This window comes from Variovorax sp. KBS0712 (genome assembly GCF_006323185.2).
GTDB classification, from domain to species: Bacteria; Pseudomonadota; Gammaproteobacteria; order Burkholderiales; family Burkholderiaceae_C; genus Variovorax; species Variovorax boronicumulans.
Window position 1 is genome coordinate 33,301 of record NZ_VCCD02000003.1, and the last position, 25,713, is coordinate 59,013.

At 60.9% G+C, this 25,713-nt stretch carries 16 protein-coding genes and 2 pseudogenes; 4 read left to right on the forward strand and 14 right to left on the reverse strand.

All coding sequences use genetic code 11. The features are described from left to right. Positions 1-42 precede the first annotated feature (42 nt). Positions 43-2,814 (reverse strand): adhesin, encoded by a 2,772-nt coding sequence (locus FFI97_RS34355; protein ID WP_313906294.1) that lies wholly within the window; start codon positions 2,812-2,814, stop codon positions 43-45. Between the two features lie 800 nt (positions 2,815-3,614). Between FFI97_RS34355 and FFI97_RS25025 the strand changes: the two genes are divergently transcribed. Together FFI97_RS25025 and FFI97_RS25030 are read left to right on the forward strand one after the other, a co-directional pair. After that, entirely contained in the window at positions 3,615-4,073 is a 459-nt protein-coding gene (locus FFI97_RS25025; protein ID WP_139701132.1) for a GNAT family N-acetyltransferase, read from the forward strand. 72 nt (positions 4,074-4,145) lie between these two features. Beyond that, positions 4,146-5,642, forward strand: coding sequence for a PLP-dependent aminotransferase family protein (locus FFI97_RS25030; protein ID WP_139701131.1), 1,497 nt, complete (start codon positions 4,146-4,148; stop codon positions 5,640-5,642). A gap of 261 nt (positions 5,643-5,903) precedes the next feature. Here FFI97_RS25030 and FFI97_RS25035 read toward each other — a convergent pair. From FFI97_RS25035 to FFI97_RS25050, 4 genes and pseudogenes are all read right to left on the reverse strand, one after another. Further along, positions 5,904-6,161: pseudogene (locus FFI97_RS25035) on the reverse strand (helix-turn-helix domain-containing protein); the annotation flags it as partial. Between the two features lie 213 nt (positions 6,162-6,374). After that, a complete protein-coding gene (locus FFI97_RS25040; protein WP_139701130.1) occupies positions 6,375-6,608 on the reverse strand; it encodes a tautomerase family protein in 234 nt (77 codons plus the stop codon). Positions 6,609-7,107: 499 nt separating this feature from the next. After that, the gene (locus FFI97_RS34465; protein ID WP_139701129.1) at positions 7,108-7,770 is read right to left on the reverse strand and encodes a GNAT family N-acetyltransferase; all 663 of its coding nucleotides are present in this window, start codon (positions 7,768-7,770) and stop codon (positions 7,108-7,110) included. Further along, entirely contained in the window at positions 7,767-8,471 is a 705-nt protein-coding gene (locus tag FFI97_RS25050; protein WP_139701128.1) for a hypothetical protein, read from the reverse strand. The genes FFI97_RS34465 and FFI97_RS25050 overlap by 4 nt, the downstream gene beginning before the upstream one ends. A gap of 239 nt (positions 8,472-8,710) precedes the next feature. On the opposite strand from FFI97_RS25050, the gene FFI97_RS25055 reads away from it, so the two are divergent. Further along, positions 8,711-12,382 (forward strand): glycosyltransferase, encoded by a 3,672-nt coding sequence (locus FFI97_RS25055; protein WP_185993716.1) that lies wholly within the window; start codon positions 8,711-8,713, stop codon positions 12,380-12,382. A gap of 54 nt (positions 12,383-12,436) precedes the next feature. On the opposite strand, the gene FFI97_RS25060 is transcribed toward FFI97_RS25055, so the two are convergent. The 5 genes from FFI97_RS25060 to FFI97_RS25080 form a co-directional block, all read right to left on the reverse strand. Beyond that, complete coding sequence (locus tag FFI97_RS25060) at positions 12,437-13,807, reverse strand: GAF domain-containing protein (RefSeq protein ID WP_260685170.1); 1,371 nt, start codon at positions 13,805-13,807, stop codon at positions 12,437-12,439. Further along, positions 13,800-14,330, reverse strand: coding sequence for a hypothetical protein (locus FFI97_RS25065; RefSeq protein WP_139701125.1), 531 nt, complete (start codon positions 14,328-14,330; stop codon positions 13,800-13,802). Before FFI97_RS25065 ends, FFI97_RS25060 begins: the two co-directional genes overlap by 8 nt. Before the next feature lie 63 nt (positions 14,331-14,393). Continuing rightward, on the reverse strand, positions 14,394-15,851 hold the full coding sequence (locus FFI97_RS25070) for an NHL repeat-containing protein (RefSeq protein ID WP_221937719.1): 1,458 nt from the start codon (positions 15,849-15,851) through the stop codon (positions 14,394-14,396). A gap of 51 nt (positions 15,852-15,902) precedes the next feature. Further along, positions 15,903-17,990, reverse strand: coding sequence for a hypothetical protein (locus FFI97_RS25075; protein WP_139701124.1), 2,088 nt, complete (start codon positions 17,988-17,990; stop codon positions 15,903-15,905). 326 nt (positions 17,991-18,316) lie between these two features. Further along, positions 18,317-20,410: a hypothetical protein gene (locus FFI97_RS25080; RefSeq protein WP_139701123.1), complete on the reverse strand. Its 2,094-nt coding sequence runs from the start codon at positions 20,408-20,410 to the stop codon at positions 18,317-18,319. Positions 20,411-21,478: 1,068 nt separating this feature from the next. Here FFI97_RS25080 and FFI97_RS34120 point away from each other — a divergent pair. Continuing rightward, positions 21,479-21,580 (forward strand): annotated as a pseudogene (locus FFI97_RS34120) (IS5/IS1182 family transposase); the annotation flags it as partial. Between the two features lie 61 nt (positions 21,581-21,641). Here the strand turns inward: FFI97_RS34120 and FFI97_RS25090 are convergent. From FFI97_RS25090 to FFI97_RS25105, 4 genes are all read right to left on the reverse strand, one after another. Next, the gene (locus tag FFI97_RS25090; protein ID WP_139701121.1) at positions 21,642-23,114 is read right to left on the reverse strand and encodes an NHL repeat-containing protein; all 1,473 of its coding nucleotides are present in this window, start codon (positions 23,112-23,114) and stop codon (positions 21,642-21,644) included. A gap of 279 nt (positions 23,115-23,393) precedes the next feature. Beyond that, complete coding sequence (locus tag FFI97_RS25095; protein ID WP_185993717.1) at positions 23,394-24,524, reverse strand: helix-turn-helix domain-containing protein; 1,131 nt, start codon at positions 24,522-24,524, stop codon at positions 23,394-23,396. Positions 24,525-24,749: 225 nt separating this feature from the next. After that, positions 24,750-25,400: an isochorismatase family protein gene (locus FFI97_RS25100; RefSeq protein WP_139701119.1), complete on the reverse strand. Its 651-nt coding sequence runs from the start codon at positions 25,398-25,400 to the stop codon at positions 24,750-24,752. Then, on the reverse strand, positions 25,397-25,705 hold the full coding sequence (locus tag FFI97_RS25105; RefSeq protein ID WP_139701118.1) for a muconolactone Delta-isomerase: 309 nt from the start codon (positions 25,703-25,705) through the stop codon (positions 25,397-25,399). Before FFI97_RS25105 ends, FFI97_RS25100 begins: the two co-directional genes overlap by 4 nt. Between the last annotated feature and the right edge of the window lie 8 nt (positions 25,706-25,713).

The following is a 25,713-nucleotide window of genomic DNA, read 5'->3' on the forward strand; positions in this document are numbered from 1 at the left end:
TCGGCTTCTGCGGTCAGCCGCGGCGTGAAGGCTTCGCCCGCCCTACCAAGCGTAGCCCACCTGCACTCGCGCCCCAAGTTTGCGCCCACCGCTGTCGCCCCCGCCGCTGGTGGCGCTGGACAGGCCCACGCCCAGGTTCAGACTCTCGTTGACCTGATAGCCCCAAGCCACGCCCAGCGCACTGGCACCGCCGTAGTTGCCCACGGCCGCTCCCACCCACTGCTTGCCCGCCGACAGCATGGGCATCTGCGGCATGGCCATGGCGGCGGCCACCCCGCGCGAGGCGTATTGGATGGCCGTGTTCTGCGCCGCGCCCACCGCTTGCTGCATCTGGAAGAGGTTCACCGCGTCGGTGGGCATCACGCCCGCGGCCACGTCGGTAATCTGGCGCGTCAGGCCGGCCGCGCCATTGCCGACCGAGACGATGTTGTCACGGACGGCCACCGAGCCTTGGCCCAGGGCCACCGAGTTGCTACCGGTCGCCAGCGTATTGGCGCCCAGTGCCACGCTGTTGTTGCCTGCGGCCACGGCGTTGTTGCCCACTGCCGTGGTCGGATCTGCCAACGCGCGCGCGCCGGCGCCGATGGCCACAGAGCCGGCGTAGTTGGCCTGCGCCCCGGTACCCAGCGCGGTGGTGTTGTCGCCATTGGCTTGGGCGCCCTGGCCCAGGGCGGTGGCACCGGTGCCTTGCGCTGTCGCGCCGGGGCCGCAGGTGACGTTGCCGCCGCTGAAGTTGCACAGCCCGTTCTGGAAGGCTTGGTTCATCAGCGTTTGCAGGGCCATCACCTGCTGGGTAGTGAAGCCGTTGGCGCTGCTCAGCGTGCCCTGCGCCGTCTGCTGCAATTGCCCCACGTTCACCGCGTCGGTGCTGGCCTGCCCGGCGGCCACGTTGCCGATGGTGGTGCCTTGGCCGCCGTTGCCGTTGAGTTGCAGGGTCTGGCCGCTGTTGGCGTATTGGGCCGAGTTGTTAGCTATGGTGAGCGCCTGGTTGGCGGTGCCCTGGGCGGTGGAGACGCCGGTGGACAGGCTGCTGACCTGCCCGGCGGTGCTGCTGGACAGACTACTGAGGTTGTTGTTTGTTGTGGCTAGATTGGCATTGGTCGTGTTCAGACCAGTGGACAGGCTGCTGACTTGCCCGGCAGTGCTGGTGGACAGAGTGCTGAGGTTGCTGTTGGTGGTGGCCAGGTTGGCGTTCGTGGTATTCAGGCCGGTGGACAGGCTGCTGACTTGCCCGGCGGTGCTGGCGGACAGGGAGCTGAGACTGCTGTTGGTAGCGGCCAGGTTGGTGTTCGTGGTGTTCAGGCCAGTGGACAGGCTGCTGACTTGCCCGGCGGTGCTGGTGGACAGAGTGCTGAGGTTGCTGTTGGTGGTGGCCAAGTTGGCGTTCGTGGTATTCAGGCCGGTGGACAGGCTGCTGACTTGCCCGGCGGTGCTGGCGGACAGGGAGCTGAGGCTACTGTTGGTAGCGGCCAGGTTGGTGTTGGTGGTGTTCAGGCCAGTGGACAGGCTGCTGACTTGTCCAGCGGTGCTGGTGGACAGAGTGCTGAGGTTGCTGTTGGTGGTGGCCAGGTTGGCGTTCGTGGTATTCAGGCCGGTGGACAGGCTGCTCACAGTGCCGGCCACGGTGCTCAGGTTGCCCGAGAGGGTGCTGACGCTGGTGGTCAGGGTGCTCAGACTGGTGGAGACGGTGTAGAGCTGGCCGCCGTTGACGCCATCGGTGCTGCCGACAGCAATGCTGCCGGCAGTCAGGTTCGTTAGGGTTCGAGTGGTGCCGTTGCCGCCGATGGAGACGGTATTGGCGGCGTTGGCGACCGAACCTTGGCCCAGAGCAACGGAGTTGGTGCCGCCGCTGCCGACCACCGCGCCGTTGCCCAGGGCGGTGGCGTTGTCGGCCAAGGCCTGGGCCGCTTGCATGCCGGCGTTGCTGCCACCGATGGCGGTGGTGTAGTTGCCACTGGCTACGGCGCCGGCGCCGCCGGCTTGGCCGTTACCGTTGGGGTTGTCCCCTCCCTTAGCACCGCTGCCGATGGCTGTACTGCCAATGCCGCTGGCGATGGCGCCGTTGCCGCCAGCACCGCCTTCAACACCACCGGCGCCACCGCTGCCACCGCTGCCTATTGCGGTAGTGCCTGTATTCGAGGCGGATGCTCCTGCGCCACCTGCGCCGGCGGAATAAGCACCAACACCCATGATCTTTCCCGAGCCTCCGCCGCCGCCGCCGCCGATGGCGGTTGCGCCCGCAATGCTGGCCGAAGCACCGCCACCGCCGGAGCCTCCTGTTCCCAGCCCGTTGGCTGCCGGAACGGAATAGGGATTCAGATTGGAACCGTTGGCGCCGCTGCCGATGGCGACGGCGCCGTTGGCAGCCGTAGAGCCGCCGCCGCCGCCGCCATTTGCGAGCGCGCCACCTCCACCGCCTGCACCCGGCGTCCCGCCGGTGCCCGGGTAGGGTTGGCTGCCATTGCCACCTGACTGGCCCACCGCACCACCCTGGCCGGCTGTGCCCGCGAAGCCCAGCCCACCCGCTGCTCCATCCCCCCCGCTGCCGATCTGCACGCCCTGCGCCCAAGCCACGCCGCCCACCGGAGCCAGCGCAGCGCCCAGTACGCAGCCCGCCGCCAGCAGCGCACGTGTCAGCGAGGACGGTGCCAGCCCTCGGTGTACCCGCATTCCCGCCTCGTGCTTGCTGTGAGTTGCATGGCTGCCAACACTTGCTGCTCGAGCGCAGCCCCCGCCGTTCTCCGGCCCTCTCTGGTCAGAGAAGGCGTTCTGGGCAACGACCGATGCGACGAAAGGTTGACTGATTTTGGACATGGGGGGTTCCTGCGGGCGACTTGGATAAGAAATTGAATCGAGTTCATTCACCCGATCTAACCAATCGTAGTGATTGAAACTTTTGTAAACAATCACCTAAAACAGGTAAACAAGTCACACGAACCATTTACTGTCGTGGCCGCTCGCCGAGGAGTGGCGAGGGGCACGATGTGCTCCCCCCGTTGCCCGAGAGCCAGAACACCTGCACCCGCTTGGCAACATCGTCCACTTCGGCGCCTCCCAGGGGCGGGCTACCTCTTGGCAGCGACCTTGGTGTGCCGCATGCGGCCTCACTTCCCCAAAGGGGCGTTCCACCAATCAAAACCGCTCGGACTCAAGTCCATTCGTGTTTTCCGAACGCCCTGCCAACAGCGGGGCGCCACTCCCATCAAGTCCTGGGCTGCAGCAGCGAGGGGATTTTCAGAGAGCGAAACTCCCTCGCGATCTGTACGCAGTTCCGTCCCTGGGCACCCGTCAGTACGCCCGTATCCTCGGACACTCGGTCGATGAGCTGGGTCTCGACCCCGCCGAAGCGTGGAGTTCCTGGTACGCCTGATACGCCGTGTCGTGGCCGCCATACCAGCAGCGCCTGAAACATGTCAGATGGCGCCCCTTTGCGGGAAGTGGCGAAGTGCTTCGCCTCGAAGTCCGTTCAGCAGTTCAGGGCGTCAATCCTTGAAATTGGCCTGCTCTTGCGGCCCGAATTGGTCGGGTTCGGACTGATCGGGGCGCCTACCATTTGGCGAATCCGGGAAGGATGAAACACCCACTCCCTTCAATCATCAGAAACGCAGGATCAGATGAACAGCAATCAAGCACCACCGCTCGCACGGCCCATCGAAGAAAACGACTACGAAGCATGGCGCCAGCTCTGGCTGGACTACCAGGCCTTCTACGAAGTGAAGCTGCCTGCAGAAGTCACGCGCACCACCTTCGATCGATTCTTGGATCCCGACGAGCCTGTGTTCTCTACCGTCGCCACGCAAGGCGATCGCTTGATCGGCTTCGTGAATTCGGTCGTGCACCACTCCACATGGTCGACGGCCGATTTCTGCTATCTCGAAGACCTGTATGTTTCGCCTACTGTTCGGAGTGGTGGAATCGGGAAACTGCTGATCGAGTCGGTGCAGGCCCTCGCGCAGCAGCGTCAATGTGCACGGCTTTATTGGCACACGCATGAAACCAATAAGCGCGCGCAGAAGCTGTACAACTGGGTTGCACAGAACTCGGGGTTTATCGAGTACCGGATGAGTCTGTAGACAAGACCGGCGGACACCGTCGCGCAAAATGGACTGTTCGAAACTCGCAGCCTCCGGCTGTCGACAGACCACATGGCACGCAATCTCGCGCTGGACACGCTCAAGATCCACATCGCCGATCCCAGGTTGGCATCGCTGGAGTTGCGGGTCCGTGTGCAGCGCGCACTGCGCCAGCTGATCCTGGATGGCATGCTGGCACCGGGCTATCGGCTGCCCGCCACGCGTACGCTCTCGCAGTCGTTGGGCCTGTCGCGCGACACGGTGGAAACGGCCTACGCCCAGTTGCAACTCGACGGCTACATCCAACGGCGCAAAGGCTCGGGCAGTTTTGTCTCCGACAAGATAGGACCGAGCCTTCTCGGAACGCGCGGCAGAAAAAGCAACCTGCCGGCGGCACCGTTGCGGCCGCGGGCCCGCGCCCCGGCGGCACTGAGTTCGAGGGGCGCCGACCTCCTCGCCGGTGGCGGCGTCTGCGACCAGCAGGTCGTCAAGGCCTTCGCGACCGGGCTTCCCGAAACGCGCACCTTCCCCATGGCCGTCTGGGAGCGCCTGCAGCGCCAAGCCTCGAAGGACCATCGCGCCAGCGTGTTGCTGCACGGCGACCCGCAAGGCGCCGAGCCCTTGAGGCAGGCCATTGCGGACTACCTGAATCTGGAGCGCGGAGCCAAGGCGACGGCCGATCAGGTGCTGGTGCTGACCAGCACCCGGCAGGCGCTCTTCATGTGCGCCCAAGTCCTCGTCGATGCCGGCCAGCCGATCCTGATGGAAGACCCGGGTTACTTCGGTGCACGCAAGGCCTTCGAGATGGCCCAACTCCAGATCGTGCCGGTCCCCGTAGACGAAAAAGGTGTGCGCACCGACCGGCTGCGCGTGGACAGGAGCGGCGCCAACACCATCTACGTCACACCCTCGCACCAATATCCCACGGGCGTCACGATGGCCCTGGAGCGGCGCCTTGAACTGACGGCCTGGGCGGCGCAGCGCCAGGGCTGGATCATCGAGGACGACTACGACAGCCAGTTCCACTACGAAGGCCTGCCCACGGCCTGCGTGCAGGGCCTGGACACCTTCCAGCGGACCATCTACCTCGGGACCTTCAGCAAGTCGCTGTATCCCGGTTTGCGGATGGGTTACATGGTGCTGCCGCACGAGCTGGTCAAACCCATGAGCCATGCGCGCAGCATCCTCGACGGCCACACCCCGCAAATCGCCCAGCTGACGCTGGCCCGCTTCATGGAGGCTGGCCACTTCGGCGCGCACATCCGGTCGATGCGCAAGATCTATGCAGCGCGTCGGGAGGCGATGGCCCACGCCGTGCAGCGGCACCTTTCAGGCATCGTGACGGCGCATCTTCCTCCAGGCGGCTTGCAGATGCCTTGCCTGCTGACCGAAGGCCGGTCGGAGCTGGACACGATCAGGCAGGCCGCGCGAGTCGGCATCGAACTGCCCGGGCTCAGCCGCCTGTATGCCAGGCCGCCAAGCAGAGGCGGGTGGTTGCTGGGGTTCGCGGCGCTCACGCCGCATGAGATCGAGACAGCCATCCAGCGGCTGGCCGAGGCGCTTGCATAGACGCGAGACTTCGGGAATGTGGTCTGCCCGTAGAGAAGAAATTGGACTGAATAGGCAGTCCGGCTGAAGCCTAAGCTCGCCCTCTTCCATGCCATTCCATCGAGAAGAGAAGGAGCGCCCCGCGTGAGCCGAACCACTCCACGACTGCAACCCGCCGACTGTTGGATTCCGCCGATCTCTGACCCTAGATTTCCATCGAATACTGACCCACCCGCTTTGTGAGCCTGAAGGCTTCACGGTGTGGATAAGTGCTTGGTGTGTGTGGATCTGCCGCAGATTGCGCCGCTGTTTCCGCGATTTGGTGGCCTCGATCGCGAGCCAGGTCCCGAGCTTCTCGGCATAGGGATCGAGCTTGCTTGAACTCATCCGCTTGGCGTAGCGCGGCTCTTCATCGCCGGCTCGCAGGTACTTCTTTACGGTGTTGCGAGACAGGCCTGTACGCCTGGCTATCTCGCGAATGGACATCTGCTCGCGCAGGGCCCAGCGTCTGATGACACTCAATGTCGCCACGTCTATCACTCCTAGGATCCCCTGCTTTAAGAATGAGCAGGGTAGAGTTTTACGTGGGTCAGTCTTAGACGGAAATTACTGGCTTTAGAGGGTCAATTTTCGGCGGCAATCAACACAGCCCATTCTGGAAGGGGTACAAGTTGGCCGATTGTCATTGATGGGCGTTGGCCGCTCTGGCACCGACTGAAACTTCGCGTGGGATTGGACGATGCGTCGTGCATGCTAGGAACTCGATTGTTCCCCGACCGAATGTCTGCGCCGCCGCAATGCCGCCGCGCTTTCCCCGCCCTGGCCCCAGTTGTCTGGATCGACCTCTTCGATCAGAACAGTCACGTCTTCCGGCCGCTTGCCCAGCACGTCGTGCAACAGCTTAGTAGCGCCAGCGATCAGCGCGGCCTTTTGTTCTTTCGAGGTCGCTGGTTCACGACGCGCGAGGCAAATGGTTACTAAGGGCATGCGAAAGAATCGTCCTTGAGCTGGCCGTCTGACATTTTTTTCTCGAATAGCCGAGCAAATCAGCGGTGCACTCTCATGCGCCTGGTTGTGCGGAAAACTCGGTCGGCACGCCCTCTACAGTGAGGAGCTAGAGGAATCGCGCGGCTCCTCACTGTTGCGAGTCCTTTTTGAGAGGGATCTTTCACTCTTGCACTTGGGATGTCCATGATGTTTCGTGCGGGCTGAGGTCGAGTTGTATGCCGACGGCGTCAGCACTACGCGGAGGGATTCACGGTCTACTATCTTTTGCGGTGCAATCCTGGCGAGACATCTCGGATGAGTCCGGGGGAAGGACATCGGGGAAAAGTGCAAGCAGTTCTTCACTGATCTCTCGCAAGCAAAGATGCATGCGCGTGACTACAGCGATTGCGCGCAGGGCAGACCGAATCTCAGCGTCCTCAATCGAGGTCGACCGATGTGGTTTCATTTCATCCTCTCTGGGCTGATTTTTCATATGCCGCTACCTTGTGCGATACCTGTCCCCAACTTTTGACACGCAGAACAGCCGTCGCCACCACCTCCTCCAATGTGAAGGAAATCCACTGTTGTGGCGGGTCCACGTTCCCGCACCAGCAAGAGCGAGCTCGGCTCGAACCAGGTATGGGTCTTCACGATCGGGAGAACAGCAGAACCCACAGCGCCGCATCAGTTTGAGCATGGGCTCATTTCTCACCAGGACGTCGCCATATAGCCATTGCAGGCCTGAATTTCTAGCGCTGAGGATTAGCGTATTCATGATCAGAAATCCCAGGCCACGACGTTGCCAGTAGTCCTCCACCACAAGCGCAAATTCGGCTGAGCGGTCACCGGCATCCCTGTTGACCGCATACCTAGCCTCAGCGACAACTATCTCTCCACCCTGATCCCGACAAGTCACCACGACAGCGACATGGCTCTCAAAATCCACGCAGCTCATTTTTCTACACTGCGCCTGCGAGAGCTCCCGCAATCCACCGTGAAATCGATAACCACGAGCAGTAGGCGAGAGCCTCCTCACCATCTCAGCGATCAAGGTTTCGTCTTGCGGAAGCACGGGACGTAAAAGAAAACGAGACCCGTTCCGAAGTTTCCATATCTCAATAAACTCGGTCGGATAGCGCCGAGGAAAAGTGCCGTCGCTCATGCCCGCTCATATTCCTCGTCGAGCATCTCCAAGCTGGTCAAAAGCTTCAACCATTCCCGCTCTCCCAGATGTGGCTTCACGGCCTCCAGTGCGGCGACGAACGCAGCGGGAGGTGAAGTTGATTTCATCTTCGACATCGCCAGTGAGCGCTCCGAAGGACTCAAGAATGGAATCAACCAACGGAGGATGAAACCAGCCTCTTGAGGAGTGAGGGAGCGGAGAATGGCGTCGTGCATTGCGCCAATTTCGACGTCTGAGTAGTGCTTCCACAGTATCGCGTTGTGAACGACTTCCTCGATGTGAAGGTGCTCGAAGTTTCGAGCAATGAACAAGGCTAGCGATCTGTAGAGAACATTCGTATCAGCAGAGCGGTGCTCAGGAGCGCATTTCTGCAGCTTGATTGTGGCCTCAACCAGCTTCTCGATCTCTCGCTCATGGGCTTCATGGTCTTCCTCGACAAATCGGGTCGATCCTTCTGCGCGAGCCTCCAACGCGGCATGAATAAACCGGCTCTCGTGGTCTGCGTGTGAACGGCAGAACTCCAGCAGTGTCAAGACACGTTGCGTCATCTCGGCATATTCATCCGGATCGTCACCATCCATTCGCCCGAGGGAGATCAGGGTATCCGTCATCAGCGCACGCAACGCCTTGTGAATTCCTCCGTAGAGGTCGAAACGCGGGGGTTTCACAACGTTAGGCATGAACAATCGATTCCATTCTCAAAATCTCGAGTGTTCACCTTCCCTTGCCAACAGACCACAGTCAAAACACTTGCAGGCACAGCCGAACGTTTTGGAACGAAAGTTTTTTCATCCCTTTGAACTTCATCGACCACTGAGAACTGAGATGAAGCCACAGGGCTGTCAGATCGCGTCATTGGGCTGTGTACGGGGAACGCTGCGAACGGAACAATTCCTCGATGCCTCCTGCCCTGAACCCGATGGACCATCCGGTCTGCCTCTCCAACCCTGATCGCCTCCTCTCCGCCGACGCTTCGATCGAGCACGTTCCATTCGCGATGTGGCTCGTCAGCGCAGTACGACCCCAGCGATTGGTCGAGTTGGGCACCCGCGGCGGGAATGTCTATCTCGCCAGTTGCCAGACGGTAGCGAGTCTCGAGCTCTCCACGCAGTGCTTTGCCATGGCGATTTTTGATCCAGACACACGAACGGATGCCTCGGGGATTGCCGCTCTTCGGCAACATCACGATCCGCTGTACGGCCACTTTTCTGCTCTGATCCCGACAACGCCGGCGGATGCCTCGCAGTCCTTCGACCTCGGAAGCATCGACATCCTTCACATCGACGCAAGCCATCCACTCATACGTCTAGAAGACCAGATTCGGCATTGGCACCCGAAAATGAGCCGGTCCGGCCTCATCATCGTTCGCGGCATCGAATCCGCCGATCTCGGGAATGAAGATCGCCATGCTTGGGCACTACTCCGTACCAAGTTTTGCTGCTTTCAGTTCCATCATGACAGCGGGCTTGGCGTATTGCTTGTTGGCTCCGAACCACCGGAAGTTCTCAACGCCTTCTGGGACTCTCGCGACGAGGACTCGAAGGCCCTCAAACTCACCTTTTCTGCACTGGGCTCCCGCCTCAGCGAGAAGCTTCGGACGACAGATCTGCGACTCGCCTTGGCACAGTCCGTCCTGGAACACCAGAAAATTCGCGAGAGATTGCTTGTTTCGACGTCTATCGAAGAGCAGCTCTCGCACAAGCTCGGGGCGTCGCATGAGCGCAACCGACACTGGGAACTAGAACTACGTAACCGGGACGCGGTCGTAAGTCAGCTGGAAGAAGATGTCCGCGCCCTCAACAGAGATATTGCGCAAAACAAATCTCACCTCAACGAGCTTCTATCTACTATCTCACGGCAGACTACTGAGCTTTCCACAATCCACGAGAGCGTGGGCTGGGCATTCGTGCAGCGCTACTGGAGACTGCGCGCGCGCTGGTTTCCATTGGGAACCCGGCGGGGCCTCCTCTATGAAAAGCATCGAGACCTCTTCATGCACGTGGACGCGAAGCCAAGGCATAGACCGACACGCCATGCGTCCACCAAGCTCCAGGGTTCTACAAATCGCCTAGGCGCCCCGAATTCCTCTTTTCCTTGGCAGCATGGGCTGACGACGGTCAGCCGAGAAAGCCGGGGGCAACGGATATTGATCGTCGCCGAGCTCTCGCTACCGGCTTGCAAGCGATATCGCGTGGATCAAAAGCTCGCGATGTTCAATATCGTTGGATACGAAGCGAGCGCTATAGATTGGCGCGACCATGCTAGATGCATGAGGGCGATGCAGTTCCATGGTCTCGTCATCTTCTATCGTGTTCCGGCCTCTACGGAAACCGTGAAACTCGCCGAAGAAGCGCGACGACTTCTCGTCCCGACCTTCTTTGATGTGGATGATCTTGTTTTTGAGGTCGATGAGTACCGAGAGAACCTCGAGGCATTGGGCTTGCCATCGGAAATGAGAGAGGCCGCTCTTGACGGCGCACGCCAGTATCGCGAGATGCTTCGCCTCTGCCTTCACGGCATCGCAAGCACGCCGACCATCGCGCGCCATATGAAAGGGCATGTTGCGGGCGAAGTCCATATTCTCGAGAACGGTCTCGACGATCAAATCTTGCGGATAGCAGAGAGGGCAGCACCTTCTTCCGAAGCAACATCCATCGATGTTGTCACGATTGGCTATGGAAGCGGCTCACGAACACATGATGCGGACTTTATCGTCGCAGCCGACGCATTGGCCAGAGTCATGCAACGGCATGCAAACGTGCGTCTGGTTGTGCACGGTCCGTTGAAGGTCCCCCCTTCGCTCGCTCAGCACGCAGATCGAATTTTCAGCGTTCCGTTTCTCGAAGCAGATGACTACCTGCTCGCACTGTCGTCATGGCATATCAGCATCGCTCCACTCGAGAACACCACCTTCAATCACGCCAAGAGCAACATCAAGTTTATCGAAGCTGCTGCATTCCGAATCCCAAGCATCTGCTCTGCAACGGGTCCGTTCAGTGCGGTAATCACACATGGGCTGAACGGTATGCTGGCCCGAAACTCCGAGGAGTGGGAGCAGGCCTTGACGCTGCTCATCACGGACAGACCGCTTCGTCATCGGATGGGAAACGAAGCGTACCGCTCAGCCATGAGCCGATACCGCCCCACGGCGATGGCTGCAGGTCCTTTACAACCAATCCTCGACCATCTGCGTCCATCGCCGAAACCGCAAGGCCTGAAGGTTCTAATCGCCAACGTGCTTTTCTCGCCTCACAGCTTTGGTGGCGCGACGATTGTGGCCGAACAACTGGCGCGCCAGCTCGCCGCCGACGGTTGCGGAATTTCTGTGTTCACAGGCATCACAGCATCGCATCTCCCGAACTACCAAGTCGTTCGCTACGAGGCGTTAGGCCTGCCGGTCATTGCGGTTCAACTTCCCAACAATGGGGATCCAACACTGGAATACAACGATCCCGCAATGAAAGAAATCTTCGTGCAGGCGATCCGTGCGGTGAAGCCCAATGTCGTGCACCTGCATTCCATCCAGATGCTGAGTTCGTCCTTGATCGAGGCATGCGCGCAGGAGAACATTCCCTATGCAATCACGCTGCATGACGCTTGGTGGTTGTGCGAACGGCAGTTCATGGTGCGTGAAGATGGCCGGTACTGCGGTCAAAAGACCGTCGACCTGGGGACCTGCTCGAAGTGCGTCGCCGACAGTGGCCACGCTTTCAAGCGCAGCTTTCACTTGCGCAAATCGCTCGAAGGCGCTGCGCTGCTGCTTGCACCCAGCGAGTTCCAGCGCCAGCTTTATATCGCCAACGGCTTGGCACCGCACCGCGTCGTCGTCAACAAGAACGGCGTGCTCCTCCCCGACCGACCTCGCCCTGCCCGCGCCCCGAACGCACGCGTTCGCTTCGCCTACCTGGGCGGGCGTGCAGCCCATAAGGGATACTTCTGGCTCAAGGATCTCTTCGAGTCCTTGCCGGAAGATGGCTATGTCCTCAAGATTCCCGACATTGCCATGCAGATGGGACCGCCGTCCATCCAGGCGAGCGAGTGGAACGTCAATGGGCAAATCGAAGTTCTTCCGCCATACAAACAGACGGAAATGGACGATTTTTTCGATACGGTCGATGTACTGCTCGTCCCTTCGCAAGCAAAAGAGAGCTTTGGTCTTTCGGTCCGCGAAGCCCTCGCGCGCGGTATTTGGGTGATCGCGACCGCCTCAGGTGGCGTGGTCGAGGACATTGTCGACGGCGTCAATGGACGAATCGTCGGTAGCAACGATCAGAACGCATTTCGAGATGCTGTTCTTCAGGCACTGAGCGACCCTGACAAGCATGGCGCACCTTCACATACGGTCACCCGAGGAATTCGAGACTACCGCGCGCAAGCCGTCGAGCTGAAGCAGCTTCTGGAGAGGGTTGTAACAGCGCATCGCGGCGGGACATCGGGAGTGGAACTGCCCAATCAGCGCACCGTTTCGGTCTTGTACCCGAGATCTTTCAAGCCATCGGCTTCTCCTCAGAATGCCGGGGAGGCACCTCGGAGCGCTTGTGTGGACGTCGAGGACATCGAGTCGCAGAACAGTCAGATGCGAATCGCTTGAGCGCGTTCGAGGGAGAGCGACTAGTCAGCGGGGAGGCGAACGACCTGCTCAACCTCAGTGCGCCATGTTCAGCAGTTCCAGGGGTCGCTGGACTACCAGACGAAAGCGCCCCCTCCCCGTCTTCTCGACGCGCACGTCGGTGCCGTGTTCATCCAAACGTCGCTGTAGCATCAGCAATCGGGCTTCCAGGTTGTCAGTCACGTCTGGCAGTCCAAGGCTCGGGTCCAGGCGCAATTCACGGTTAGTGAATTCCGTGCGGCCTGCATCACGGAAATCGCGGACCAATTTCCAGAAGATGGCGCCGGCGACACCTTTGATCAGGTAGGCGTCATCCAGAAAAATGCTGTCGTTGGCATGGAAATGCCTAACTTTCAGCACCGGCCTTTGATTCAATCGCAGTGCAGCAGACGAGGCATTCGACACAGAATGTTCGCCGGCGTCGGCCGTGCACTGTGCGAGATCGATCGCAGTGCCCAGGTGCGATGCCAGTGCCACCAGCGCATCTTCGTCCTGATAATCGAATCGCGCATCGACCGGACTTTCGGCGAACAGCACGCCCAGCAACACGCCCCCTGACATGATGGGCGCTGCCATCTGGCTGTGCGGCTCCACCAGGCCGGGAAAGGGGATGGTTTCTATCTCATGTGCCGGCACCGGACTGCCGGGTAGCAGACTGGTTCGAATGGCATGGTGGTAGCTGTAGGCCAGGCTCATGTGAACGATGCGAACCGGTGTGCATTCCCTCGCGGCCACTCCGATCACGCCCTCGCCGATCGCGATCTCGGAGCCGACTCCAGAGGCCACGTAGCCGCAGGTGGCGACGGTGTACAGGCGCCCCATCTGACGGTCCAGCAGCAGGACGATCGCGTAGCGGACACCGAGAAATTCATTGAGGGTCGACAGCGTTGCATTCAATGCATCCGCCAACCCGGTGCAACGCGACAGCCGCTCGCCGCCGCGGCGCACGGCACTGAGCGGACTGGTGCGTGGCGGAGCCATCGATGCACGCGAGCCGACACTCTCGATGCTCTCGATAGCTTCCACGCAGTAGATGTCGGAGCCGCGCAGCGCGAACACCTCCGTCATGCCGCTGTGAGATGCAATGCCCGCGAGCTGCGCCTTCATTCCCTCGTAGATGGCGCCCTGCGTCTCGGTTCTCAAGTAGCGAAGCTGGAGCCGGTAGGACTCTGCAGTCGAAGGATGCAAGACCACCGCCGTCGCGTGAGGATTGGACAGGATGTTCTGGCGTGTCTTGTTGAAGAACTGAAAGGACAGCGCCACGTGGCGCTCATCCACATAGAACACCTGTGAGATGAAGGTGACGTTGGGCGTGCCATCCACACCGCACGTTGCCATAGCGGCCGGTATGGCGCCCTCCAAGCAAGGACGAATGTCGGCAAGCGATGGGCGAGAAGATCTAGGCACCCCGCGCCTCCCGTTCTTCGATCGATGAAAACGAAGCCCCGGCTTTGGCGCCGGGTGTCTGGTCGAACGCCTGCGTTGGTACAAAAGCGACCGCAACCAGGTCATCCATCCGATGCGCGAGCATCGCATGAGTGAATGCTGAATCAAACCCGACCTGCTGTATTTCGATCTCCATCGAGGCGAGATAGCGCTCAATTTTTTTCAGGTCGCCCGGGCGGATGGACCGGATGCGCGCATCCGCTCCCTTGACTTGCACGGTGCGATGAGAGATCGGCTCAGAGAACACCACGGCGATGCGACCCGTGCTGGAGATGTCCTGCAGCAGCTGCATCGACTGCGGGCGTGACAGGTAGACGGTGACACCGTCGGCGCACAGCGCCGTCGCAACGGCGCGCATGACACTGGGCAACAGTGCGAGCCCGCTGCTGCTGACGATCGCGGAAACACCCTTTTCCATCAGGGCGCGCAGATCGCCCGGGATTGAAGCGCCTCGCGGACCGGGCACAGGAGGATCATTGTTCATTTCCGAGCCTTCATATATCCGGTCTTCGGGTGCCGGACCTTGCTGTACGCCGGATGCAACGATTCAGTTCGCGGGTATCGGGGTGATCTTGCGAATCAGATGGTTGCTGGTGTCCGCCACGTAGAGATGGCCTGCAGCGTCTACCGCGATGCCATAAGGATCGGCGAACGACGCTGCGGCACCCACCCCGTCATCGGTGCCCGGCTCTCCCCGCGAGCCAGCCAACGTGGTCACGACACCCGTTGACGTGATCTTCCGGATCAGATGGTTCCCACTGTCAGCCACAAAGACGTTACCGCTGCCATCAACGACCAATCCACCGACGTACCTGAAAGATGCTGCCGATCCCGTGCCATCCTCGGCCCCCATTTCCCCGGAGCCCGCCAGTGTCGTAACAACGCCTGTGGGCGTGATCTTGCGGATCAGGTTGTTGCGAAAGTCGCTCACGTAGATGTTGCCTTGCAGATCCAGCGCCACTGCGAGGGGGGCATTGAACGATGCGGAAGTGCCGGTGCCGTCAGCTGATCCGGCCACCCCGGAACCAGCCAGTGTGGTCACCTCTCCCGTCGGCGTGATCTTGCGGATCAGGTGGTTCTCGAAGTCAGCGACATAGATGTTGCCGCTGCCGTCGACGGCAGCGCCCGCTGGTTTGTAGAAGGTTGCGGCTGCACCGGTGCCATCGGCAGAACCTCTCGCGCCGGAACCTGCCGTTGTCGAGACCACACCGGCGGGCGTGACCTTGCGGATCAGGTTGTTTTCAAAATCGGCGACATGCAGGTTGCCATGGACATCTGCCGCCACACCATAGGGGCCACGGAACGATGCGGCAGTGCCAGTTCCATTGGACGAGCCTGAATGGCCAGAGCCTGCCAGCGTGCTGACATCACTCGCCGGTGTCACCTTCCGGATCAAATTGTTCCTCAGGTCCCCGACATAGAGATTGTTTTCGGCATCGATGGTCAATCCGAACGGCAGATCGAAGGATGCCGCGGCGCCAGTGCCGTTGCCGGATCCGGGTTGTCCGGAGCCCGCAAACGTCGTGACCTTTGCAAGCGCCGCCGAACACGCGACCGTCACGGAGATGACCTCGGAAGTGGCTTTGCCGCTGCCGTTGCTCACGGAGCAGAACTGCCACAGCGGTTGGGCGCGGATCGTGACGGCATAGTCCGCACCTTCCGCCACAGGCGACGCAAAGGTGAAGCTTCCATCTTCGTTGACGGCGAGCTCGTTGTCTGCGTTGTTCTGAAGGATCAGCTTGCCGGCCAGGCCCGTCACGGTGCCGCCGACCTTGTAGTTGGGCGGTGGTGGCGGCGGCGGTGTCTGCTGCTGCAACTGGCCTATCGGGAAGACGCTCCCACCGCCGGAGCCGCCGCCCCCACAGGAAGCCAGCAAGGCAACCAGGCCGGTGAAGGCCGCGATGCATCCCTTGCGCGCGAACCCGATGGCTCCAGCGCGACCGCTTGAATCTTGTTTCATGAATATCTTTTTCCTTTTTTTCTTTTGTAGGGAGATCGGCAGCAACTCACCGTCCGCCACGCGGCAGCGAGCTACTGCGCATTCCGCTTGAATTCGTCAGCGGCCGATCGTGTCGTCGAACGGTGGTGATGCCGTGAGACCGGTCGTCTTCACTCGCATCCAGCCAGAATTGGCGGGCAGCGTCGGCACGGGCAACTGCTTGTCGTAGGGCGCCACGTCCGGCCTGCCGAAACCGAAAGGCAGCGCCGTTCCGAATGACACCAGATCGCCGCCATACGGGTCCGTGAATCCCAGGGCGTTCGTCCAGAGGCTGAGCGATGACTTCCTGGTCGTCGGCACGCCCGTCGACGTGGTGGTCGTGACGGTCACCACGTCCTGGCTCACTACGGCGGGGCTGAGCTTGAGGACGCGCTCGACGGTGTCGAGACTCGCGAACATCACGAGCGAGTTCCCGCCTTCGAATCCGTTACCCGTGAACGGCAGCGATCCACTTCCGCTCCACGCTGTCTTGAGCAGGCCCGCGTCGTTCTTCCCCTTGGCCTCGTACTTGACCTCTGTATCGGAGGCCGGCACGAGCGGGCGCGTGCTGCGCACGAGCGAGCCGTCCACCTTTCGCCGCAGTTCGTGGGCATCGCCACGCACATGCAGGTCCACGGTGATGACGTTGGACAGCATGCCCGTGCTTCCAGGTTGAGGCAGCGTTTCGAACGTGTATTCCACCGTTCCGCGCCACGAGGTCAGCACGCGCGGATTGCTCTTGCGCTTGCGCGCCGTCACACGAACCTCGCCGAAGGAACCCGGGGGATCCGCCTTGTCGGTCGGAAGCGTCAGCTCGAGCTTGTCGTCAGCCCAGGACGAAACGTCGACCTTGGCACCTCCGACCGTGACCTCTCCGGCCTCGGTACCAAAGTTGCCGTGAACGATCAGCTTGTCCTTCCAATCCACTTCCAGCTCCGAGATCACGGGGTTGCTCAGATCGAACCCGTTGCCGAATCGCTTGATGAATGCGTCGGCCTTGTCGTCTTCGACTGCCGGTGTGACCAGAAGGTTGGGCTTGATTTCGGCGGTGGATTTTGTGCCCATGTACTCCCAGACGGCGTCCATGTTGAAGGCCCGGTTGTTGGGCGTTCCAGGATCGACTTTGTTGGCACCGGCGAGCCTGTCGAACATGTACTCCATCGACTCGGCGCCGTGGTCGTTGCTGTTGCCAGCCCATGCGACGATCGTTCCGGCCTGTCTCAGCTGCAAGGCATCTCGAAAGACCAGGGCTTCCGGAGATCCCGACATGCAGGCCAACATGACGACGAGAGAAGCGTCCGAGAACTGGAGGTACTTGAATGCGAATTGCGCAGTCACGCCGTACACCGGGGGCAACTGCTCGCCGCGCTGCTCCTTTGTGCGATCGCGATCGCGGTGGTAGATGAGCACGCCGTCATCGAACTCCGCCTTGTATTTCTTCTCGTTCTCCTCAGTCGCCCGGGTCTCCGAAAAGAGTCCGTATTGCTTTCTCCCCGTGGGGCCGAGGATGGCCCCATGAGACGCGATGTAGAGCAGCCCGATGCTCTTTCCTTGCAATCCCATGAGTGCATCGATCGTGAAAGACCTTTGCGGATGGATATTCCATCCGCTGTCCTTCAAAGTCTTTGCGACGCGTTGCTGCGAGTTGTTCGTCCATACGAATTTGCCCGAATCATCCGCACAGAGGATGACTGCCAGGTCGCTTTCGGCGATCTCCGGCTTTCCCGAAGCACCCAGGCTCGCAACTCTTTCGTCGGCGCGAAGACTGAGCGCAGCGCGCGTCGGCTCCGGCAAGTTCAACTGTTCGCGGTTGTCGGTGTAGACGAAGTACCGCCCGTCCTTGAAACGCGTCCACAAGGTCAGGTCGCCCGTTCCCGCGTCGTCGTACTCCGGCTGGGTCAAGGCCCACGCCTTCAACGCTTCGAAGGGCTCAGACACCTTTGCCAAGAGTAGCTCCTCGTACTTGTCGTGAATACGCAATGTGGCCTCAGAGCGCTCTTGCGCCGTGAATGCCGACGTTTGCCCGTCGCCATCTCCACCTTGCGGGTCATGCCCGCCAAGACCACCGAAGCCCAAACCTCCCCCTCCACTTCCGCCGCCGCAAGCAGTTAAGGCGGCGACCGACAGCGCCATGAACGAGCGCCTTGTCTTTTTCTGAAATTCCATGTGTTGTCCTCTGAGGGGTAGCCAAAAGCCCCGTCCTTGCAACGCGAGATCGGCCATGCCTCGCGGTTCGATACGTGATCACCGATGTCGGATTAGCGGCATGGGATGCCGCAGGTGCAGCGCCGCCAAGTGGCGGCCGCCGATCCTTCAGGAAAAGGATCGATTCATCACAATCCGACCGTAGGTCGCGGCCCGGACGATGTCGCAATGAAGCGGTAACGCCGCCAACCGATCAGCCCCCGGTGCGCCTTCGGGGACCCGCCTTCCTGCAGGGACCGGCGGGTGGGCGGACGCACTGACGCACGTCCAGGCCCACTCTCGGGCGCTCAGTGCCCGACCGTGTCCTTGAGTTCGGGCGAGACCTGCATGGCGCCCCACTGGAACTTCAAGCTCATGCCGCTGCTCGAAGGATCCTGGTTGTCGGTCTGGCCTTGCCCGGCATTCAACTTGGCATCGAGCGGCAGGTAGAACGCATGGGGAAAGCGCTCATCCTGAGGCCAGCTGGGGCTGCCGTCGTAGAAGTAGTCGGAGAGCTGGTACCAGATCTGCAACCGCGCCAGCACGGACGTGTCGTCTGTCTGGAGTGTCATCTGGGACTTGCCGAATGTGCTCCCCACATGGAACCGCTTCTCGACGGCATTCAGGCGGGCGTAGACGATGTCCGAGAACGGTGCCACGTCCTTGTAGTCGACGAAGGGCAGCAGGGACAGCGCTCCCGAGCCGGAGTGCCCTTGCACGACCCTGCCGCCCTCAATGCATTTGCCGCTCGCGGCCCATTGGCCCTTGGTGTCGTTGGCGGGGACGATGACCGAGTGGTTGTTCTTCAGGGGCCCATCAACTTCCGTGCGCCGAGCCTGCATGTCGGCGCGCAGGTGCAGATCCACATCCACGTCGGCGATGAACGTCGCGCCGGCGCAGCTCGGGTCCACGCGCTTGCTCTGGTACGTGACCCGCCCCTGCCAGGAGCCGAGCTGCCGCGGATTGCTCTTAAGATTTCTGGCGGTGACCACCACGTCGCCGTGGGTTGCGTTGGCAAGCAGGGCCTTGACCTCCGTCGGGCCCCACACCGCATTGACCGGCACACCGCCCACGCTGACTTCGCCCGGCTCGTCACCGAAATCACCATGCACCGCGAGCATGTTGTCTGCTTTCATTTCCAGGTGGGTGATCACCGGCGCCAGCTTAGTAAAGCCGCTCCCATCTGTCCGGAGGAACGCATTCGGAGTGATGTGGCCGTGATCGTCCGCGACGCCGGGCGAGGTCAGCAGGCCGCGCTGCCCAAGGTACTTCATCACGTCGGCAAAAACAAACGAGCGATTCGGCATGGCGACCGGCTCAAACTTGTTGACGCCGGCCATTCGATCCACAAGAAGTTCAATAGCCGGATATCCATTGGGGCTGGACAAGCCGTCCCAGCCCACGATGGTGCCGGCACCCTTTGCCTTCAGGGCCCCGCGAAACACCGTCGACTGTGCGTTGCCGCTGTTGCACGAGAACGTGATGACCAAGGAGTTCTGCGCAAATTTCAGGTACTGCGTGACGAACTTCGAGGTAAAGGCCAGCTTGGGCGGGTTGCCGAAGCCATGGGTCTGCGCCAGGGTTCGCTTGCGGTGGTAGATGAGGTTTCCCGCCTTCAGATCGTCGCCGTAGATCACATCGTTGTACGGGGTGGCGAGGTCGTCGAGCATGACCGCGAACTCCTTGACGTTGTCGTCCGGCCCGTACATCGCCGAGTGCGAGTTGAAGTAGAGGAAACCTACCTCTCCCATCTGCTTGAGGTTCTCCACATTCAAGGCATTCCGGGTCACTGTATAGCCGCGCTCGGTGAGTGCATCCTTCATATAGCGCAGCACAGGGGCGCCGAGCTCGAACTCGTTGTCTTGGGGGGCGGGCGGACCGGAGTGAATGAAAAGGGCTGCCTTCGCGCTGGCGGGCACGGACTTGATGACCGATCCCGTGGGCTCGTCGAGGGCGGTGTTCGCGAGACCCGCTTTCTTCTTCGGTGACTCAGGCAAGGATTCAGGCACCACCCCCGCCGGCACGCGCCAGTTGTCCGTCAAGAGGTAGTGGCGCCCGTCTTTGAAGCGCGCCCAGAAGCTGGCGTCGCCCACGCCGGCGTCGGCGAATTCGGGCTGTGCCCGTGCCCAGTCGCGCAGCTGCTCCCATTCAGCGGACGTCGCGGTTTGCCTGCCGCCGGTGATCTTCTCGAACTGCAGGTCCACGCGGTCCATCGCCGCGAAACGCGCATCGCTGTCGACCACTTCTTCGGCCGGCGGCGGCTCCTGCCCACCCCCTACAGGGTTCCACCCGAACACGGAGCCTGCGCCGCCACCACCTCCGCCGCCGCAGCCTCCCAGGGCCAAGGCAATGCCCAGAAACGCGGCGAACCCATGCCGCCGCAAACTACAAAGCACTTGCATAAGACTCCGTTGGAATAGAAAAATGACCCGTCACTCGCGGTCTTCAATGCCGGCAAGCGAGAGTGGGCAATTCTTCGCGGGACTCTTGGCGCAAGCCAGAGCCGATGCGCTCAAAAACGCAGCCAGACGTCCGCGCCGTGGTGCGCGCAGCCTGCAGGGGACCCCCGTCAGTGCGGCCAGACCACCCCGGAGCTGGAACGCACCGCTCTCTTGTCCTGTACGTCGGAGAAGGGGATTCGCGGACAAGCTAGGGCCATCCCCGCTATAGCGCGGGCGGTCGGGAAGGGCTAGGCCGCCCGCTAGGCCTCGCCCTTCTGCTATGCGCGTTCCAGAGTTTCCTACGCGCCGTCAGCATCGCCGCGAGCAGCAGGCAACCAGGCAACCAGCCGTCAAGAAGGCAAAGGTCCACGAACTCTCCAAGCTCCGACACACAGCCCAATCCGTTTCGATTTCGCGGTGCGCGATGGGAAGATTGCCGATGGAAAGCGCAACTTCACCTGCGCGCCAACGGCCTGCAGCGGATGAGCGCCGGCCGGCCATGTAATCCAGCAAGTGCAACGTGAGCCGGCTGTTCCGGCGCCTCAAGAGCGGCGTTCACGGAGAGCTCGTCGCGCTTTTCGTGACACCTCTTCTCGAAGTCAGGCTCGCAGGCCAGGGCACTTGGCGCTGCCTCAATGTGATCGGAGATCTCCTGGCTTGGATGGCAAGGCGTCGAACCAGGTTGACCAACCTTGATGAACGCGTGATGGAGCTCTACCTGCGGTACCGAGGAGGGAGGTAGACCATCCAGCCAGGCGACCTGACAGCGCTGAAGCGGTGGTTTTTGATTCTGAGCAGCACCAACACGATCGCGCTGCCAATGCCGCCAACGGCTCTCCCCGCAAGAGCAGATCACCGACCCAAGCCTGTAGCCTCAGGTGGGAGAAATCGTTCGGATCAACCAGCGCACAGTCACTGTTCACTGCAACGGCCGTGCGTGGCGCGTGACGCTCGCTCTGCCTCAACACGTTACAGACGTCACGCCACGAACCACCCTACTTTCATCACCGGCCTCGAGGGGACTATTTCGCCGATCTGAGCGACATCCATGCAGCTGGCGCGCTGCTGCACGGCGAGGCGCATGCGGCCTTCGGCAACTCGGGCTATCAGAGCATGCACAAGCGAGCGAAGCCGTCGATTGCGCTTCGCTGCGTCGCAAGCGTTTTCCTCTGCGATTTCTCAACCTTCAACCCTAAGGCGTCGGCATCGGTGTGATCTTTCGGATCAGATGATTGAACGTATCAGCCACATAGATTGTTCCACTTCCGTCAATCGCCAGAGAGAACGGTGTTTTGAATAGGGCGACGCCCCCGATGCCATCCACAGCGCCATACTTTCCCACGGAGCCCGCCAAAGTCGTGACGACGCCCGTCGGCCCAATCCTGCGGATCAGTTGATTGTCCGAATCTGCCACATAGACGCTTCCATTGGCATCTACCGTCACCCCAGCCGGATTGCTGAACGAAGCCGAACGGCCAATCCCATCGGCCGATCCAGGTGTTCCGGAACCGGCCAACGTCGTCACAGAGCCTGTTGGCGTGATCTTTCGAATCATGTAGTTGTCGTAGTCACCCACATAGACATTGCCACCGACATCTACTGCCACGCTGACGGGGCGGTTGAACGTCGCGTCTTTCCCCACCCCATCCTTCGACCCCATTGCACCGGACCCAGCCAGCGTTGTGACTTCGCCCGCCGAAGTGATCTTTCGGACCAGGTTGTTCTCGTAGTCGGCTACATAGACGTTGTCTTTCGCATCCACTGCCACTCCTGTTGGGTAACGGAAAGAAGCTGCACTTCCCTTCCCGTCGGTCGATCCTGCCACCATCGAGCCGGCCAACGTTGTAACGTCATTCGCAGGCGATATCTTCCGGATCTGATGGTTGTAGTAGTCGGCAACATAGACATTGCCGACGCTGTCTACAGCGGTGCTATACGGGTTGCTGAACGTTGCCAAAGGACTTGGACCATTGTCTGCACCTCTTTGGCCAGACCCCGCGAATGTCGTGACATCTCTATCTGGCGTGATCTTTCGAATCAAGCTGTTTCCCAAGTCGCTTACATAGAGATTTCCACCCGAATCGAACGCCACCCCGTATGGAAATTTGAACGATGCGGAGGCGCCGTTCCCATTGCCTGAGCCCGGCCCTCCAGTGCCTGCCAGTGTCGTGACTTGTGCCAACGCCACCGAGCATGTGATCGCCACATTGCTCACCTCCGATACAGCCTTCCCGACGGCATTGCTCACAGCGCAGAGCTTCCACAATGGACGAGCACCCACGGACACGGCGTAGTCACCGCCTTCGACGATCGGAGTGTTGAAACTGAAGCGCCCGTCGGAAGCAACGACCAAATCGTCCCCGCCGCTATTCTTCAGAACGATACTTTCTCCATCCAGCCCGCTCACAACACCGCTGATCTTGTAGTTTGCAGGCGCCTGCTGCTGCTGCTGCGAGGCAACTGGGAAGCTCGGAAGAGCGGCCCCTCCGCCTGACCCGCCACCGCCGCAGGAAGCCAAGACGATCACGATGCCTCCCAAGAAAGTGCTACCTGCGATGCGCTGGAGCAAGGATGCCCACGGACGCACTGGCCTGCTTGAGAAAAATGGCGGCACCAGGGACCTTTTGCAGTGAATATTGTCAGATTTGAGAAAGTAGATTTTCATAGGCTTCTCACGAGATACATGAAACAAAGGGCTGCCCTGCCCTCTTGAAAGGCGAGCATTGGCCTCGTACAGGACGAACACCCGAAACCGAGCAGCAGGGGCCGGCCCGTCATGTCAGACGAGGCTCGGGACGCCGGCAACGAGTGCCTGCATCGGGAGACGGTGCCAGTGGAACGCTACAGTCACCCGAGGCTCTCCAGCGTCGGCTCGAATCGTCACTCCACGAAACTGCTTGAACTGGAAACGGACACCGAGGAAGAGCCCGACCGGCGACCGGCGCTATTGCCACATTCGCAGGGATGCGCCCTGGGTCTTGTTCGACGGCAAGCGAGGGAAGCCCGCTCCGATTGCCCGAGGGACACCAGGAGTCTCCCGCGGGGACTTGCCCAGGATTCGCTTGTACGCCCGCGCCAGAATCGCCCCACTGGAGTAGCCGACTCGTGCCGCCACCTGGTCCAGCGAGAGCTTCTCTTCCCGGATGAATCTGGCAGCGAGCGCAACCCGGCAGTTCGCAAGATAGTCCATGGGGGAGCGCATCGTCTGTTGACGAAAGCGGGTCGTGAAGGCAGCCCGACTCAGATGGCTGAGTGCCGCCAACGAGGACACGGACCACGCCTGCTCCGGGCTCGCATGGATCGCCTGAATGGCGGTGTGGATGCGAGCGTCGAGCATCAGCAGCGACGGGGCCACTGCCCTCTCCCTTCGCTCCTGGCCGGCTTCATGCCCTTCATGCAATTTCAGCCCCTTCACCAACTTGCTCCATTCGGTACAACTCAAGCGGGCGCGCACCATCTCCAGCGCGGCATCGAACACCTGAACGGGTGCGCTCGAACGAACGCCCACCATGACGGCCAAGCGCTCCACCGGATTCATGAACGGCACCAACCGGCGCAAGATGTACGTCAGTGCCTCGGGCGCGATGGACTGCGCCAGACTCACATGGCTTACGGCTGATGCATCGTTGGTTCCCAGCGGCTTGCACGCCGAGCCATGGTCATGCATGCACATGACGTAGTCCGCGATGAAAAGAGACATCTGACGGTACAGGTCGACCGCAGCCTTTGCGCGCAGATCTTCCACTGCATCGCGCAGAGATCGATTCAGCGCCCGCAACCGTGCGATGTCTTGCGTGCGCCGCTCGTAGCTGGAGGCCGCGGTGGAGGCCAGCGGAAACAGGCCTTCGTTCGCCGCGCATGCCGCACAGAAATCCAGCAACTCCTCGACACGCTGACAGCTCTGAGCGACTTCTTCCCTCTCGTTTTCATCCATGCGGCCCAGCGAGAGGAGCGCGTCGGTCATCAGCGCGCACAGCGCCTTTCGAACTCCCTTATGGAATTCAGAAGGGGCCATCGGCAGCCGCCACGAATCTTTTCTCGATACCGATTCGCCATTCAAAACGTCAGAGCTCATCGCAGATCCCATTCCAACAGCGCATGCAGCGCCAGCCAAAGTTCATTGGACTTTTTCGCCCCGGATCGAGCGACTCAAAGTTCAGTGCCAGTCTAGGAAAAGTGCGCAATGAGGATTGCTAAGAAGAGCCTACTCAAATCTTAAGAACACCTTAGATTTCTCGAAAAGGCCCGTCCCGCCTCGATGGTGCAAACGCACAGCGCCTCCCCGTTTTTTTGGCGCTTCTCATTCTGAAATTCGCTGGCTTCCTTGCGCGAAGTACGCCGCGATCTGCGCTACGGAACGCACATCGCCGTACTTCATCTCGATGTCGATGAGGCTTTGTCGATGGGCCCGGTCCGATCGGTCGGCCACGGCCTCGCGTGCAACGATGGCATGCAACCCCAGCTGGCACGCATCCACCACGGTCGCGCGCACACATCCGCTGGTGGAGCAGCCGGCGACCACCAGGGTGTCGATACGGCGAAACTGCAGGCGCGACTGCAGATCGGTTCCGAAGAAGCAGCTCGCATACTTCTTGACGATCAGCCCGTCGCCGGCGTTCACATGCAATCGGGGGTCCTGCGCGACTTCCGGCGTGTTCTCACGCAGCGCGGCAAGTCCGCCAATTTTTCGCAACCAGACGCCCGCGTCGCCGAGGTCGACTTCGCTGTAGCTGATGCTCGAGAAGAACACGGGCACCGAGGCCTGGTGAGCGGAATCCAACAGGCGATTGACCGCCGATATCTCGTTGTCCACCGCAGCACCGAGTGCTGATTCCGGGTCAGTGAAGGCTTGCAGAAAGTCGACGACGAGCAACGCCGGGGAGCGGCCGAAGCCCACACGACGACCGAAGCCACGTTGTTCCAGTTCAGCGAATTCTTCCGAGGGTGTCACGTGTGTTCCCGATCTTCGCGTTGTGCAAAAGCTGCGGCTACCGGGTGCTCGATCAAAGGTGTTACCTGAATTTTCATGAAGGGAAACATCGGCAGGTCGGACAACGTGGCATGGAGTTGCTCCAGGGTGGACGCTTCCCACAGACTGAAGTTGGAGGTTCGCCCCACCACACGCCATATGCCCAGCAAGATCTTTCGCTCCATGAGTGCAAGCGCGTGCGCGTTCTCTCGCGCTCTCAATTCCGCAGCGTCTTCCTTGGTGAAATTCGAGGGCAGCGTCAGGTCGATGTTCAGCATGAATTGCATGGCTGGTG